The sequence below is a fragment of the Sphingomonas sp. JUb134 genome (assembly GCF_004341505.2).
GTDB lineage: Bacteria > Pseudomonadota > Alphaproteobacteria > Sphingomonadales > Sphingomonadaceae > Sphingomonas.
On record NZ_SLYP02000001.1, the window covers coordinates 2,933,135 to 2,947,279 of the forward strand.

Annotated in this window: 17 protein-coding genes and 1 tRNA gene; 9 read left to right on the forward strand and 9 right to left on the reverse strand. The window is 67.8% G+C overall.

All coding sequences use genetic code 11. The features are described 5' to 3' along the window. Window positions 1-8 precede the first annotated feature (8 nt). The 3 genes from EDF69_RS13710 to EDF69_RS13720 are packed head-to-tail and all read left to right on the forward strand — an operon-like array spanning window position 9 to window position 1,943. A complete protein-coding gene (locus tag EDF69_RS13710; protein WP_204991386.1) occupies window positions 9-464 on the forward strand; it encodes a TrmH family RNA methyltransferase in 456 nt (151 codons plus the stop codon). A gap of 41 nt (window positions 465-505) precedes the next feature. Beyond that, the gene (gene hemF / locus EDF69_RS13715; RefSeq protein ID WP_132882168.1) at window positions 506-1,348 is read left to right on the forward strand and encodes an oxygen-dependent coproporphyrinogen oxidase; all 843 of its coding nucleotides are present in this window, start codon (window positions 506-508) and stop codon (window positions 1,346-1,348) included. A 4-nt stretch (window positions 1,349-1,352) separates the two neighbouring features. Beyond that, window positions 1,353-1,943: a GNAT family N-acetyltransferase gene (locus tag EDF69_RS13720; RefSeq protein WP_132882167.1), complete on the forward strand. Its 591-nt coding sequence runs from the start codon at window positions 1,353-1,355 to the stop codon at window positions 1,941-1,943. Here EDF69_RS13720 and EDF69_RS13725 read toward each other — a convergent pair. Then, window positions 1,919-2,647, reverse strand: a complete 729-nt coding sequence (locus tag EDF69_RS13725) for a hypothetical protein (protein WP_132882166.1) — start codon at window positions 2,645-2,647, stop codon at window positions 1,919-1,921. The genes EDF69_RS13720 and EDF69_RS13725 overlap by 25 nt on opposite strands. Next, entirely contained in the window at window positions 2,644-3,477 is an 834-nt protein-coding gene (locus EDF69_RS13730) for a hypothetical protein (protein WP_132882165.1), read from the reverse strand. The genes EDF69_RS13725 and EDF69_RS13730 overlap by 4 nt, the downstream gene beginning before the upstream one ends. Before the next feature lie 63 nt (window positions 3,478-3,540). Between EDF69_RS13730 and lipB the strand changes: the two genes are divergently transcribed. From lipB to EDF69_RS13745, 3 genes are all read left to right on the forward strand, one after another. Next, window positions 3,541-4,248 carry a lipoyl(octanoyl) transferase LipB gene (lipB, locus tag EDF69_RS13735; RefSeq protein WP_132882297.1) on the forward strand — a complete coding sequence of 236 codons (708 nt, stop codon included), beginning with the start codon at window positions 3,541-3,543 and terminating at the stop codon, window positions 4,246-4,248. Window positions 4,249-4,314: 66 nt separating this feature from the next. Further along, window positions 4,315-4,590, forward strand: a complete 276-nt coding sequence (locus tag EDF69_RS13740; protein ID WP_132882164.1) for a hypothetical protein — start codon at window positions 4,315-4,317, stop codon at window positions 4,588-4,590. 260 nt (window positions 4,591-4,850) lie between these two features. Next, the gene (locus tag EDF69_RS13745) at window positions 4,851-5,528 is read left to right on the forward strand and encodes a hypothetical protein (protein ID WP_132882163.1); all 678 of its coding nucleotides are present in this window, start codon (window positions 4,851-4,853) and stop codon (window positions 5,526-5,528) included. Between the two features lie 19 nt (window positions 5,529-5,547). Here the strand turns inward: EDF69_RS13745 and queE are convergent, their stop codons facing one another. The 6 genes from queE to EDF69_RS13775 form a co-directional block, all read right to left on the reverse strand. Then, window positions 5,548-6,180 carry a 7-carboxy-7-deazaguanine synthase gene (gene queE / locus EDF69_RS13750; protein ID WP_132882162.1) on the reverse strand — a complete coding sequence of 211 codons (633 nt, stop codon included), beginning with the start codon at window positions 6,178-6,180 and terminating at the stop codon, window positions 5,548-5,550. Between the two features lie 16 nt (window positions 6,181-6,196). Continuing rightward, a complete protein-coding gene (gene queC, locus EDF69_RS13755; RefSeq protein ID WP_125961063.1) occupies window positions 6,197-6,883 on the reverse strand; it encodes a 7-cyano-7-deazaguanine synthase QueC in 687 nt (228 codons plus the stop codon). A 140-nt stretch (window positions 6,884-7,023) separates the two neighbouring features. Then, window positions 7,024-7,569, reverse strand: a complete 546-nt coding sequence (locus EDF69_RS13760) for a DUF4142 domain-containing protein (RefSeq protein WP_132882161.1) — start codon at window positions 7,567-7,569, stop codon at window positions 7,024-7,026. Between the two features lie 97 nt (window positions 7,570-7,666). Further along, a tRNA-Met gene (locus tag EDF69_RS13765) sits at window positions 7,667-7,743 on the reverse strand. Between the two features lie 54 nt (window positions 7,744-7,797). Further along, window positions 7,798-8,328 carry a 2'-5' RNA ligase family protein gene (locus EDF69_RS13770; RefSeq protein WP_132882296.1) on the reverse strand — a complete coding sequence of 177 codons (531 nt, stop codon included), beginning with the start codon at window positions 8,326-8,328 and terminating at the stop codon, window positions 7,798-7,800. Then, a complete protein-coding gene (locus tag EDF69_RS13775) occupies window positions 8,328-10,163 on the reverse strand; it encodes a potassium transporter Kup (RefSeq protein WP_132882160.1) in 1,836 nt (611 codons plus the stop codon). The genes EDF69_RS13770 and EDF69_RS13775 overlap by 1 nt, the downstream gene beginning before the upstream one ends. Before the next feature lie 263 nt (window positions 10,164-10,426). Here EDF69_RS13775 and ald point away from each other — a divergent pair, with 263 nt between their 5' ends. From ald to EDF69_RS13790, 3 genes are all read left to right on the forward strand, one after another. Continuing rightward, complete coding sequence (gene ald / locus EDF69_RS13780) at window positions 10,427-11,539, forward strand: alanine dehydrogenase (protein WP_125961066.1); 1,113 nt, start codon at window positions 10,427-10,429, stop codon at window positions 11,537-11,539. Window positions 11,540-11,574: 35 nt separating this feature from the next. After that, window positions 11,575-11,796, forward strand: coding sequence for a DUF3072 domain-containing protein (locus tag EDF69_RS13785; protein ID WP_132882159.1), 222 nt, complete (start codon window positions 11,575-11,577; stop codon window positions 11,794-11,796). Window positions 11,797-11,911: 115 nt separating this feature from the next. Then, a complete protein-coding gene (locus tag EDF69_RS13790; protein WP_132882158.1) occupies window positions 11,912-12,808 on the forward strand; it encodes an alpha/beta fold hydrolase in 897 nt (298 codons plus the stop codon). Here the strand turns inward: EDF69_RS13790 and EDF69_RS13795 are convergent. Further along, the gene (locus EDF69_RS13795; RefSeq protein ID WP_132882157.1) at window positions 12,793-14,139 is read right to left on the reverse strand and encodes a glycoside hydrolase family 27 protein; all 1,347 of its coding nucleotides are present in this window, start codon (window positions 14,137-14,139) and stop codon (window positions 12,793-12,795) included. The genes EDF69_RS13790 and EDF69_RS13795 overlap by 16 nt on opposite strands. Between the last annotated feature and the right edge of the window lie 6 nt (window positions 14,140-14,145).

Below are 14,145 nucleotides of genomic sequence, written 5' to 3' on the forward strand. Positions count from 1 at the left end.
GCCGTGCGGTGCGGATCGCAATGTTTCAGCCCGACATCGCCGGAAACGTCGGCACCATCCTCCGGCTGGGTGCCTGCCTCGGCGTGGGCATCGACCTGATCGAGCCGATGGGCTTCCCGTGGAGCGACCGTGCGCTGGCACGCGCCGGCATGGACTATGCGGCGCAGGCGTCGGTGGTGCGCCACGTCGACTGGGAAGCATTCCGCGCGCAGCTGCCCGGCCGCCTCGTGCTGCTGACCACCCGCGGTGCGGTGCCGCTGCCGAGTGCGCGATTCGACCCAAGCGACACGCTGCTGCTGGGTTCCGAGGGCTCCGGCGTGCCGGAGGCGGTGCATGCGGCCGCCGATCTCGCGGTCGCCATTCCGATGCGACCCGAGATGCGCTCGCTGAACGTCGCCGTCGCGGGCGCCATGGTGGCGGGCGAGGCGCTGCGCCAGACCGGCGGCTGGCCGGCATTCGGCTGAGGCTCTCGACTTCGCGCGGGGGGCGAAGCTAAGCCGTCGCGATGGAACCTCTCGATTCTCAACAGCTTGCCGCGCGTACCTGGTTCGAGCACCTGCGCGACCGGATCTGCGCCGAATTCGAAGCGATCGAGCGCGAAGCCGGGTCGGACGCACGCTTCGACTACAGCCCGTGGGATCGCGTCGATTCGGCAGGCGGCCATGGCGGCGGTGGCGTGCGCGGGCTGATGAAGGGCCGCGTGTTCGAGAAGGTGGGCGTCAACGTGTCCACGGTCGCCGGCACGCTGGAGGGCGGCTTCGCCCAGTCCATCCACGGCGCGGCGGAGAACCCGGCCTTTTTCGCAACCGGCATCAGCCTCGTCGCGCACATGGCGAACCCGCACGTGCCCGCCGTGCACATGAACACGCGCTTCCTGGTGACCACGAAGCGCTGGTTCGGCGGGGGAGCCGACCTCAACCCGCCCCTTCCCTATGACGACGACACCGCCGACTTCCACCAGGCGCTGGCCGCGGCGTGCGACCGGCACGATCCCGACCACTATCCGCGGTTCAAAAAGTGGGCGGACGACTATTTCTTCATCCCCCACCGCAACGTGCACCGCGGCGTCGGCGGCATCTTCTACGACCATCTGGAGGGCGACTTCGATGCGAACTTCGCCTTCACCCGCGATGTCGGCGAGGCGTTCCTCGCGATCTACCCCGCGCTGGTGCGCCGCCGGATGAACCAGGATTTCACCGAGGCCGATCGCGTCCGGCAGCTCGAATGGCGGGGCCGCTACGCCGAATTCAACCTGGTCTATGACCGCGGCACCCTGTTCGGCCTGAAGACCGGCGGCAACATCGACGCGATCCTGATGAGCCTGCCGCCAATGGCGAGCTGGAGCTGATCCCGTGGGGCTGATCCCCGTCCGTCCCGACGAGGTCGCCACGATCGTCACCTCGCTCGAGATGCGGGCGCGGCCGCCGCTACGCCCGCTGCCGGACGCGCCGCTCCGGCTCGTCCACTGGCGCGAACCGGACCTTGCCACATACCGGGCACTGTTCCGCCGGGTCGGGGAGCCGTGGCTGTGGTTCTCGCGGCTGGTGATGGACGACGATCGCCTGCGCGCGATCCTCCACGATCCGGGCATCTCGGTGTACGCCGTGGTCGATCCGCGCGGGATCGAGGTCGGGATGCTGGAACTCGACCACCGCCGCGCAGGCGAGTGCGAGCTCTCCTACTTCGTGCTGGTCCCGGAGCTAGTGGGCCGCGGCTTGGGCCGATGGCTGATGGCGCAGGCGCTGACCCTCGCCTGGCGCAAGGACGTCGAGCGGCTGTGGGTCCACACCTGCACGCTCGACCACCCGCGCGCGCTGGGCTTCTATCGCAAGAGCGGGTTCGTGCCGTTCAAGCGGACCGTCGAGACCTTCGCCGATCCGCGCGCATCGGGCATCCTGTCGCCCGACGCGGCGCCGCACTATCCGCGGCTGCCGCTTGCCTGAGCATAGGCGGAGACGCGCAACAGGGCATAGGCGAGCGTCATCCCGCCGTTCGCGATGCCGGCGACGAGCGCACCCAGGGCTACCGCGACGTCGTTCCCCTGCCCTGCGGACGTGAACGCGCTGCCAAGCGCCACCACCATCTGCGCGGCGAAGTAGAAGACCGCCTGAAGCCCGAGCAGGGCGAAGCCGTTGCCGGCGGTAAGCTGGAGCCCGCGCGCCATGGCATCGAGCGCATTGCGCCGCGGCTCGGCGACGATCGCCGCGGGGATCAGGAAGATCCGGCCCACGGCGTAGAGCCCGGGCAGCAGAAACGCCATCAGGCCGAGCACCACGGCGAACTGGCACGCGATCTGGGCCAGCAGAAGCGCCGGGAACCGCCGCAGCGCCACGCCCATCGCACCTGCAACCGTCGGCCGGCTCGCATCAAGGAACAGCGCCAGGATCGTGCCGGTGCCGAACAGGCCCAGGACGGTCTGCAGCAGCAGCCAGTGCAAGTTGGCGTAGAGATAGGCCTGCATGGACTGGAGCAACGTGGCGGCGTCCGCCGGCGCTGCCGGGTCCGGAACCTCCGGCACGACCATCCAGATGGTCGCGGCCATCGTCGGCACCACCAGAAACACACCCGCCAGCGGCAACAGCAGCGCACGTTCCCGCCGCCAAAGGGTCCACGCGCCGCCGACCACGGCGGCCATATTCAGCTTCATCGATGTGCCGCCGTTCCGTCCTGTCGTTCGCGTGCCGCAAGGTAGAGCTTGCCGGTGAACACCCACAGCATCGCGGCGAGCGCCGTTTCCACCAGGGTGGTGAGCAGCAGCGTCAGCACGGACGCCACGCCAAGGCCATCGTCGCTGCCGAAGATCAGCGCAAGAATGGTGCCGCCCGCGTACTGGGTCGCAGCCGTGAGCACCGTCGAGACGATCCCATAGAGCAGGAACATGCCGATGATCTTGGCGGCGAGGCCGTGCGTGAGCGCAACGGTGCACGCGATCGCGCCCAGCCCGCGCCGCTCCTCCAGGATAACCGGAGGCAAGAGGCTCAGCCGTGCGGCGACCCACAGCAGCAGCGGGATCAGCACCAGCGCGTAGAGCGCGATCCATGCCGCGGCCGCGACACTCGGTGTCACGCTTTCGCCCGCCGCCGCGGCCACGAAGTCAAAGCCGTAGGCCGCGAGGATCGCCACCGCCGGCATGGCCAGCAGCAGCAGCAGCGCGGTCAAAAGCAGGGCGAAGCCGATCACCACCGGCAGGCGCAACCCGGCCTGCCGAAGCGCCGCGCGCGGGCTGTCGAGCCCCGCGGCCAGGGCAAGGATCGCGAGTTCGGCCCATAGCATCAGCAGCCCGGCCACGAGCCGCACCGGCATCCAGATCCCGCCCGATGCGCCGACGTCCTGGGCAGCGGCAGCTTCGGCCAGTCCGCCGATCACGCTAGGCACGAACAGTGCCGGCAGCGCCAACGCGACCAGGGTGGCGCGACGCGCGCGGAGGAATGCAGCGGTGCGATCCCACACCTGCTCCATCTCGACCATGGCCCGCATCGGCGCCCCATTCCCCACTGGTTGCATGACGCGTGGCTGTACCTGTGCTACCGGGGCTTGCCAATGCTTACCCCCGATACTCCCCCCTCGCCCCAACCCATACTGCCGGAATGGCGCATCGAGCCGGGTCTCACCGACTATCCGCGGGCGCTGGCCACCATGGAGGCGCGGGCAGCCGCGATCGCCGATGGCGTGGCCGGCGAACTGGTGTGGCTGGTCGAGCATCCGCCGCTCTACACCGCAGGAACCAGCGCCGATCCGGCCGAGCTGCTCGACCCGCGCTTCCCGGTCTATCCGGCAGGCCGTGGCGGCCGCTACACCTACCACGGCCCCGGCCAGCGGGTCGGCTATGTGATGCTGAACCTCGCCCAGCGCGGGCGCGACGTCCGCTGCTTCGTCCATGCGGTGGAGCAATGGGTCATCCGCGCCCTCGCCCGGCTGGAGGTCGAGGCGTTCTCGGTGCCCGAGCGGATCGGCATCTGGACCCGCGACGGGGGGCAGGAGGCGAAGATCGGCGCCATCGGTGTTCGCGTGCGGCGCTGGGTCACCTTCCACGGCTTTTCGGTCAACCTGTCTCCGGACCTCACCCACTTCGGCGGGATCGTGCCGTGCGGCCTTCCCGAATTCCCAGTAACCAGTCTCGAACAGCTCGGGCGGGATGCCCGCCAGGAAAGCTTCGACGCGGCACTTTTGCTGGAATTTCCGACGTTGCTGGCGTCACTCACCGCATCGCGCGAAAACCCGCTTGAGGGCTGCCCGCGAACCGACTAATGTCCATCCCCGGTTGGGTATTAAACGGCAGATAAGCCGCCAAACCACTTGTTTAGGGAGCTCTACATGCGCGCAATCATTTCCAAGATCGTTACCAGCTCGATGGTCGCCGGTGCGGCGCTGATGGTCGCAGCTTGCGGCGACTCGGCCGAGACCACCACGGACAACACCATCGTGACCGATCTGAACTCGACCGACACCTCGCTCGACGGCACGATGACCGACAACATGACCGCCGTTGACGGCGCCATGGGCAACGACGCGATGCTCGCGAACGACACGATGCTCGCGAACGACACCGCGCTGGGCAACGACACCACCGCGACCACCAACGCGATGTAATCAGACGCTTCGGCGTCTGTTCAGCAAAGGCCGTCCGGGCGACCGGGCGGCCTTTGTTTTTTGGTCGATCGGGGTCGCCTGGGAGCCGCCCTGCTCAGCTGCCGCAGCGCAGCAAGCGGTCGCATGAAGATTCCGTTGAATCCCAAGCAGCTGGCTGCGGATTGCATATCGTCAGCGACGCGCAAAAAGGGTCTTGGCGACGCACGCCAAAACCCCGTAACCCCTCCTCGTGGCGCCGCATCGGCGCGTGAGAGGATCCCATGAAGTCAGTGCGAACCCTGATCGCCAGCGCGGCCCTTGCGGCGGCAACCTACGCCGCCCCCGCCTCCGCGCAGTTCTTCTTCAAGTCGCCTGAGCTGTCGGGTGCGCGCGTGACGGGTGCCGAGCCCGGCATCACCGTCCAGGCGCTTCCCGGCGCGACCGGTGACGAACTGCGCGCGGCGTTGGCCTGGAACCTGCGCGCGGGCCTCAACGTCGCCGCGCTTCAGTGCCAGTTCGAGCCCACGCTGCTGACCCTCAACAACTACAACGACCTGCTCGACACCCATGCGGACGAGCTGAAGCGCAGCTACGAGATCCTGGCGAAGTACTTCGAGCGCAACGCCAAGACCAAGAAGGAAGGGCAGAACGCGCTCGACCAGTTCGGCACGCGTGTCTACTCGAGCTTCTCGACCGTCTCGGCCCAGCTCAACTTCTGCCAGGCGGCGGGCGAGATCGGCCAGGAGGCGGTGTTCACGCCCAAGGGCCAGTTCGGGGCACTTGCGGAACAGCACATGCGCAAGCTCCGGAACAGCCTGGTTCCTTCGAGCGAGCAGCAGTTCCCCGGCGGCTTCTACCAGCGCTCCCTCACCAACATGGAGCCGCTCACCCGGCCGAAGTGCTGGAAGAAGGGCACCTGGCAGGACAAGCGCTGCGGCGCCTACCCGCTGCTCGGCTGATCCGGATCCGGGCTGCGGATTACCGCAGCCCGAGCAGCTTGTGCGTCTGGAGAGACAGGCGCCATTTCGGCCGGGCGAGCACAAGCGCGACCGCCGCTTCCCGGTTCGCATCCGCCTGAGGATCGTCGAGCGGCTGGGCCAGGAAATTGGCGAAGTCCCAGCCCTCGATCTCCTCCAAGTCCAGGCCCGCCTGTGGCCACACCAGCTTCAGCTCGTCACCCCGGCGTTGCACCACGGTGCTGCCCGCCTTGGGGCTGATACATACCCAGTCGATTCCCGGGTGCGCCGGGATCGTGCCGTTGCTTTCGATCGCGATGGTGAAGCCGGCCGCGTGCAGCGCCTCCACCAGCGCATCGTCGATCTGGAGCATGGGCTCCCCGCCCGTCAGCACGACGAAGCGGCGCTCGGCGCCGGGTCCCCAGAAGCCCTCGACCGCCGCGACCAGTGCCGCCGCATCGGCGAACTTCCCCCCGCCCTCGCCATCGGTTCCGACGAAGTCGGTATCGCAGAAGCGGCATATTGCGCTCGCACGGTCGACCTCGCGCCCGCTCCACAGGTTGCACCCCGCAAAGCGCACGAACACCGCCCGGCGACCGGCGTGCACGCCCTCGCCCTGCAACGTCAGGAACATCTCCTTGACGGCGTAGCTCACGATATCAGCGCCCCGTTCAGGCCGCAGCGGTGGCGTAGCGGGTCGGGTCCGGCACGCCTGCCTCCTCGAAACCCTTCGAGCGCAGCCGGCAGCTGTCGCACAGGCCGCAGTGAAGGTCGCCCTGCGGGTCATAGCAGGACCAGCTGATGCCCAGGTCGAGGCCCAACCGGGTGCCTTCGCGCACGATGTCGGCTTTGGTCATGTGCTGGAGCGGCGCGTGGATCTTGAACCCCTCGCCCTCCACCCCGGCCTTGGTCGCCAGCGCTGCCAGATGCTCGAAGCCGGCGATGAACTCCGGACGGCAGTCCGGATAGCCCGAATAGTCGAGCGCGTTCACGCCGATGAACAGGTCGCGCGCGCCCGCTGCCTCGGCCCAGCCGAGCGACAGGCTCAGGAAGATGGTGTTGCGGGCCGGCACATAGGTGATCGGGATCCCGGGGGCGACGCCGTCCTTCGGAACGGCGATGTCGGCGGTCAGTGCCGATCCGCCGAACGCGGAAAGGTCCAGCGACAGGGTCACGTGCCGGTCGGCACCGAGCGCCGCAGCGACGCGGCCGGCGGCGGCCAGCTCGATCTGGTGGCGTTGGTTATAGTCCACCGACAGGGCAAGGAGACGATATCCCGCCTCGCGTGCGAGCGCGGCGGAAACCATGGAGTCGAGGCCGCCCGAGACGAGGGCGACGGCAAAAGGCTGATCGGTCATGATGCCGCATCCGCTAGGCCCAGATGCGTCGCGCCGCAACCGTGCGACGCGGCAACCCATTGTTCCGCCGGGTAGACCGGTCAAAAAAAGAGGGCCCGCCGGTCCGGCGAGCCCTCCTCCATGTCACCTTCTGGCGCGGCTTACATGCCGCCCGGTGCGCTCTGCAGGTGCGCCAGGTGCTTCTCGATGATCGGCACGGCCGAGTCCGCCACCTGCTTCAGCGCCGGGTCCTGCCCGTCGGTCGAATAGCCCTTGTGCAGCGACCAGGCCGCGCGATGCGCCTCGGCCTGCTGCTGCATGTAGAGCGCGTCGAAGCTGTCGGCATCCGCCGCCTTCAGGGCCGCGATCTTGGCCGCATTCGGCTCCGAAAGCGCGCTCGGCGGGCGCTTGACCTTGGGCTCCGTCTTCGGGAGCGCCGCCATCAGCGCCTTGGTGGTGGTGGTATGATCCGTGATCATCTCGCGCGCGAACGCCTTGGTCGCGTCGCTCTTGGACTTCGTCAGCGCGATCCGGCTGGACTGGATCTCATACTTGTCGCTGTCGGCCGCCCAGGCGGCGTAGTTCTCGGACGGAGTCCCGCTCATCGGCGCGGCCCCGACCTGTTCCGGGGTCATCGTCTGCGCGATGCCGGCTGCGGGCATCGCCCCCAGCGCAAGTGCACTCATCGTGATCAGCAGCTTCCGCATGTTCGTCTCCCAATTGGTGAGCGCGAAACGGATGGTGCGGTACAGTGTTCCAGCGGATCGACACCGATCCGCACGCAACTGCTTCTATTCGGGAAAATGGTAGCGGAGGAGGGACTTGAACCCCCGACACGCGGATTATGATTCCGCTGCTCTAACCAACTGAGCTACTCCGCCCCATGGGCACTCGCCGTGGCGAGGGCGCGCCTATACGAAGGCGTTTCGCGTCGGTCAAGCGAACTTGTGACGGGAAATCGGCTCCCAGGGCCCACCGCGATACCACCAGCTTGCCAGCCCGGCGATCGCGAGCGGACGTGGCCGGAAATCGGCCTGCAAGGCGTGCAGCAGCGCGCGCGCTTCTGCCGGCTCGACCTTGTTCTGGATGGTGACGTGGGGCGCCCAGCCGGCCCGATCCTGCGGCGTCAGCAGCATCGCGAACGCGTCTGCCAGGCGGGCGCGGATCTCCTCCAGCTCCGGCGATTCGATCCGCAGCGCGACGCCGCGCCCCAGGTTGCGCAGCCCCGCGATCCTGGCCCGCGGCGCGCCTACGTCGCGCGTCTCCGCAGAGAGGCGCTGCCGCAGCTCGGGCGCCACATGCGGCGGCAGATGGTGGAACAGCGTCAGATGCGCGGCCAGCTGGTTGCGCTCCGGCGGGAAGTGGCGGCGGCGGAGCGCATCCAGCGCGGCATGATCCGCCGCGCCGAACAAGGCCGAGACGATGATCGGCGCGCCCGGAGCGGAGGCTGGAGGCGCGGGTTCGATCAAATCTCGACCTGGCTGCCGAGCTCCACCACGCGATTGGTGGGCAGGCGGAAGAATTCCATCGCGCTTTCCGCGTTGCGCAGCATCCAGGCGAACAGCTTTTCGCGCCAGATCATCATGCCGGGCCGCGACGAGGGCAACAGCGTCTGGCGGGCGAGGAAGAAGCTGGTCTCCATCATCCGGAAATCGCCGCCCGCGACCTTCACCTGCCGAAGCGCGGCGGGCACGTCCGCATCCTGCATGAAGCCGTAGCGCAGGATCAGGCGGTGGAAGCCCTGCCCCAGGTCGTCGGCCTTCACCCGGTTCTCCTCGGCGACGAAGGGCTCGTCGGTGATCTTCACCGTCAGCAGCACGACGCGCTCGTGCAGGACCTTGTTGTGCTTGAGGTTGTGGAGCAGCGCATGGGGCACGCCATCGGGCGTGGAGGTCATGAACACCGCCGTCCCCGGCACCCGGCTTGCGGAGCTCGCGGCCGATTGGATGAACACCTTGATCGGCATCGCGGCCTCGCGCAGCCGCTCGATCATCAGCTTGCGCCCCTTCGCCCAGGTGGTGAGCAGCACGAAGACGATGATGCCGATCATCAGCGGGAACCAGCCGCCGTCGGGCACCTTGGTGAGGTTGGCCGCGAAATAGGCGCCGTCGACCAGGAAGAAGACGGCCAGCAGCGGCAGCGCGTAGTAGACCGGCCAGCGCCACAGCGCGAACAGCAGCACCGCCAGCAGGCAGGTGTCGATCAACATCGCCCCGGTCACCGCGATGCCATAGGCCGCGGTCAGGTTGGACGAGGTCTGGAAGGTGAGCACCAGCAGGATCACCATCACCATCAGCGCCCAGTTGATGAGCGGGATGTAGATCTGCCCGGCGGTGGCGGCGCTGGTGTGATCGATGCGCAGCCGCGGAATGAAGCCGAGCTGGATCGCCTGCTGCGTGACCGAGAAGGCGCCGGAGATCACCGCCTGGCTGGCGATGATCGCGGCAGCGGTCGCCAGGAACACCATCGGCAGCTGGAAGTCGTCGGGCGCCAGCATGTAGAACGGGCTCTGCAGGGCGGCGGCGCCCTCGCGCATTAGCAACGCGCCCTGCCCCATGTAGTTCGCCATGAGCGCGGGCAGCACGATCCACAGCCAGGAGAAGGCGATCGGCTTGCGGCCGAAATGGCCCATGTCGGCGTACAGCGCCTCCGCGCCGGTTACCGCCAGTACCACCGAGCCCAGCGCCAGAAAGGCCGCCAGCGGATCATGGACAAAGAAATTGACCGCGTAGGTCGGCAGGAACGCGTGCAGGATCGTCGGCGTCTGGACGATGCTGACGACGCCCAGCGCCGCGATCACGGTAAAGTAGCAGACCATGATCGGGCCGAAAAAGGCGCCGACGCGCGACGTGCCGCCCCGCTGGATCGAGAACAACCCGACGAGGATCAGCACCGCGATCGGCAGCACCAGGCCGCCGAAGGCCGGCGCGGCGATGGCGACGCCCTCCACCGCCGACAGCACCGAAACCGCGGGGGTGATCATGCTGTCGCCATAGAAAAGCGCGGTGGCGAACACGCCCAGCAGCACGATGCCGCTGGTCCAGCGCTTGCCTTGGGTGCGGCCGGACACGAGCGCGAGGAGTGCGAGGCTGCCGCCCTCCCCCTTGTTGTCGGCGCGCATGATGATCGACACATATTTCAGCGTCACCACGATCATCATCGACCAGAACATCAGGCTGATGACGCCCATGATGTGCAACGGGTCGAGCGCCAGCTTGTGGTGCCCGTCGAAGGTTTCGCGAAACGCGTAGAGCGGGCTGGTGCCGATGTCGCCGAATACGATGCCGACGGCGCCCAGCATGAGCTTCCACGTCGCCTGCTCACGCGAATGGGCGTGCCCATCCTCGACGCGATCTGATGGCAGCAGGGCAGCCCCCGTCGGGGCAGAGACCGGGGAATTCACAGGCGCGGCATCTGCTGGATCGCGTGAAACATGACCATCGCCTGAACGCTACTCGTTTCGCCGTGAAAGCGCCGGCCGTTAGCACGCGCAGCATGCGCTAGCAACGGGACAAGCCCGACGAGCCGTTCTATAGCGGATCATCTACCGTATCGGAGAGGTTTATGCGCGTCGGTGTTCCCAAGGAAATCAAGAACCACGAGTATCGCGTCGGTCTGACGCCGTCCTCGGTGGCGGAACTGGTCGCGGCCGGGCACGAAGTCGTCGTCGAGACTTCCGCCGGGGCCGGAATCGACTTTACCGACTCGGACTATGTCGAGGCGGGTGCCCGGATCGTGGCGGATGCCGCCACCGTCTTCGCCGAGAGCGACATGATCGTGAAGGTGAAGGAGCCGCAGCCGTCCGAGATCGCGCTGTTGGAGCCGCGGCACACGCTGTTCACCTACCTGCACCTCGCCGCAGACAAGCCCCAGGCAGAAGGGCTGATGCGGTCCGGTGCGACCTGCATTGCCTATGAGACGGTGACGTCGAACAGCGGTTCGCTGCCCTTGCTGAAGCCCATGTCGGAGGTCGCGGGCCGCATGTCCGTGCAGGTCGGCGCCCACTATCTGGAAAAGGAACAGGGCGGCCGCGGCGTTCTTCTGGGCGGCGTCCCCGGGGTCGCGCCGGCGCGAGTCGCGATCCTGGGCGGCGGCGTCGCCGGCATCAACGCCGCGCAGATGGCGGTGGGGCTGCGCGCGGACGTCACCATCTACGACATCAGCAACGAACGGCTGGCCGAGCTCGACCTTCACTTCGGCAGCCAGATCAAGACCGCCTATGCTTCTCGCGCCGCGATTGCGGCGGCGGTGGCGCAGGCCCATCTGGTGATCGGCGCCGTGCTGGTGCCGGGTGCCGCAGCCCCGAAGCTCGTCACTCGGGAGATGCTGCGCACGATGAAGCGCGGAAGCGTGCTGGTCGACATCGCCATCGACCAGGGCGGGTGTTTCGAAACCTCCCGCGCGACCACTCACGACGACCCGGTGTTCGTCGAGGAGGATGTGATCCATTACTGCGTCGCCAACATGCCGGGCGCGGTCGCCCGCACCTCCGCATTCGCGCTCAACAATGCGACCCTGCCGTTCGTGATGCGCCTCGCCAAGTTCGGCGCGGAAGGCGCCATGCGTGCCGACCGGCACCTGGCAGCAGGCCTGAACGTGTCCCGCGCCAAGATCCGGCATGCCGCTGTGGCGGAGGCCCTCACGTTCACCATGGAAGCCTGGTCCGGAACAGAGTGAGAACAAAGACGTTTGTACGGGGAAGGAGATACCCCGTGGCGAATGATCGGAACCCCAAAAGCGAGCCCTTTTCCAACGCCGAAAAGGACCCGGACGACTGGACCACCGGCGACGAGCCCATGACCGGCGCCCAGGCATCCTACCTCAAGACGCTGAGCGAAGAGGCCGGCGAGGAATTCGCCCAAGGCCTTTCCAAGGCCGAGGCTTCCAAGCGCATCGATGCGCTGCAGGAAAAGACCGGCCGCGGAGCGAACTAGGCACGGCGCCGCCACCTTCGGGTGGCGGCTCTTCTTTTGGCCGGGCCGTAGAGACCGGTTGTTTGCGCCGTTCGCGCCGGCGTAGATTGCGGCGTCCACCCGGGAGCCCGCACCGATGCACGACCTGCTTGCCGCCCTGCTTGCATCGCTAGCGCTGGCGGGGACCGCGACAATAACCCCGGAAGTCGACGGCCGGTTTGACGTTGGGGGGCGCGCGATCCGGCTACAATGCCAGGGTACCGGCGAGCCCACGGTGGTGGTGGATGCGGGCATGGGTACCGCACCTGTCGAAGACGCAGGGTGGCAACGGATCGCGGCGCGGATCGCACCCGCGACACGTATCTGCCTCTATGATCGCGCCGGCGTGGGCAGCAGCGACCGAGCGCCGGAGCCGATCCGGACAAGCCTGAATGCAGCAAACGATCTGCACGCTGTGCTGCAAGAAGCGGGTGTTCGGGGCCCGTTTCTGCTGGTCGGCCACTCGATCGGCGGTCTCCACGCGCAGGTGTTCGCGAGCCGCTTTCCGGACGATACGGCCGGGCTGGTACTCGTCTCTTCGACCCATCCGGACCAGATGACGACCTGGCTTGCGATGCTGCCCAGTGCCACGCCCGGGGAGGAGAAGCCGCTGACCGACGTGCGCACCTTTCTCTCCGCCATGATCGAGGATCCGAACCGCAACGAGGAACGGCTCGACTGGCGCGCGAGTGCGGCAGCGGCGCGTCAGTTGAAGACGCTGGGCGACAAGCCGGTGATCGTGGCGACGCACAGCCAGCGCTTTCGCATGGTGCCCGGGCTTTCGGAGCCGCTCGCCATCCGACTGGAGGATTCGAGCCAGCGCATGCAGAAGCAGTTCCTCACGCTTTCCTCCAACGCGCACCAGAATATCGCGGCGACCGCCGGCCACGGCCTGCCGCACGAGGCGCCGGAGTTCGTGGTGGACAACATCCTGCAGGGCGTCGCGGCGGTGCGCGCGCAGGGCTCGACCGGGCGGACTCAGCCGACCCGGTAGAGCCCGGCACCGTGCGAAGGGATAGGACGGATGAGCCGGTCCTTTGCGGGCGCCAGCGCCTTGCCTTCCCACAGGTCGCGCATCGGCTGGCTGCCGCTCAACCCGAGTTCGCGGAGCGGGAGGGTGATCTCCCGCGCCTCCTTGCCGGTGTTGAACAGCGCCACATAGCGGCCGCCGCCGTCCGCGGGGCGCGCGGACCACACCCGCACGCCGTCGGCCAGGAAGTGCGGTTGATTGTCCGTGCTCGCCTGGTTCACCGCCAGCACCTCGCGGTTGGTCAACAATGCCAGCGTCCGATCGTCCAGGTGCCTGAGGTCCCCGCCCATGATGAGCGGCGAGCGCGCGATCGACCACAATGTCATCAGCGTGCGCTGCTCGTCGGGCGTGAACTTGGTATCCCGCTCGCCCAGCGCCAGCCGGCCGAGGGGCAGCATGTCGGCGTCTGGCCAGCCGCCGGGTCGCCGCCACGGGTTCCAGTTCTCCAGGCGCGTGAACTGCGCCTCCAGCAGCGGCCATTCGTCCCAGAAGTCGTCGCTGATCCGCCACATCTGCGCAAAGCGACGCACATGCTCGCCGCGGGTGACCGGCGTTTCACCGGGCGACAGGCTCAGGATCATCGGTCGACCGCTCGCGGCGATCGCCTTGTGCGCCGCCTCGATCTCTGGCGCATGGGCATCATAGGGACGGCTCATGTCGTCCATCTTGACGAAATCGACGCCCCAGGACGCGAACAGGCGGAAGACGCTGTCGTAATAGGCCTGTGCGCCCGGTCTCGTCATGTCGACGCCGTACATGTCCGGGTTCCAGGAGCAGGTGCTGCTGGTGTCGGCGATGTCGGCGGCACGGATCTGGGTGCCCAGCACCGGAAGGTTGCGCTCGACGGCCAGGCGCGGGATGCCGCGCATCAGGTGGACGCCGAACTTGAGGCCCAGCGCGTGCACCTCCGCCGCGAGGGGCGCGAACCCGCGCCCGTTTGCGCTGGAGGGGAAGCGGTTCGGCGCCGGCAGCAACCGGCCGTTGCCGTCCATCGCCGGGACCGGCTTCGCATTATAGGTGTAGCTGGCGGCGTTGGGTTCGTACCACTGGATGTCGACGGTGAAGACGTCATAGCCGAACGGCAGCAGCTTGTCGGCCATGATGCGGGCCGTCTCTCGCGCCTGCGCCTCGGTGATGGTGGTGGCGAAGCTGTTCCAGCTGTTCCAGCCCATCGGCGGCGTTGGCGCGAGCACCGGTCCGCGCGCGCCGTTCCCCGCCTGGGCAAACGTCGGCAAGGCGGATGCCGCCGTTCCCGCCATGCCCGCCGCCAATAGTTCGCGCCGGCCGATCCGCATCGTCTC

Coding starts and splice junctions, on each gene's coding strand:
- hemF (WP_132882168.1), top strand. CDS start 506: ATGGAACCTCTCGATTCTCAACAGCTTGCCGCGCGTACCTGGTTCGAG.
- EDF69_RS13725 (WP_132882166.1), bottom strand. CDS start 2,647: ATGAAGCTGAATATGGCCGCCGTGGTCGGCGGCGCGTGGACCCTTTGG.
- EDF69_RS13730 (WP_132882165.1), bottom strand. CDS start 3,477: ATGCGGGCCATGGTCGAGATGGAGCAGGTGTGGGATCGCACCGCTGCA.
- lipB (WP_132882297.1), top strand. CDS start 3,541: ATGCTTACCCCCGATACTCCCCCCTCGCCCCAACCCATACTGCCGGAA.
- EDF69_RS13740 (WP_132882164.1), top strand. CDS start 4,315: ATGCGCGCAATCATTTCCAAGATCGTTACCAGCTCGATGGTCGCCGGT.
- EDF69_RS13745 (WP_132882163.1), top strand. CDS start 4,851: ATGAAGTCAGTGCGAACCCTGATCGCCAGCGCGGCCCTTGCGGCGGCA.
- queC (WP_125961063.1), bottom strand. CDS start 6,883: ATGACCGATCAGCCTTTTGCCGTCGCCCTCGTCTCGGGCGGCCTCGAC.
- EDF69_RS13760 (WP_132882161.1), bottom strand. CDS start 7,569: ATGCGGAAGCTGCTGATCACGATGAGTGCACTTGCGCTGGGGGCGATG.
- EDF69_RS13775 (WP_132882160.1), bottom strand. CDS start 10,163: ATGCTGGGCGCCGTCGGCATCGTATTCGGCGACATCGGCACCAGCCCG.
- ald (WP_125961066.1), top strand. CDS start 10,427: ATGCGCGTCGGTGTTCCCAAGGAAATCAAGAACCACGAGTATCGCGTC.
- EDF69_RS13790 (WP_132882158.1), top strand. CDS start 11,912: ATGCACGACCTGCTTGCCGCCCTGCTTGCATCGCTAGCGCTGGCGGGG.
- EDF69_RS13795 (WP_132882157.1), bottom strand. CDS start 14,139: ATGCGGATCGGCCGGCGCGAACTATTGGCGGCGGGCATGGCGGGAACG.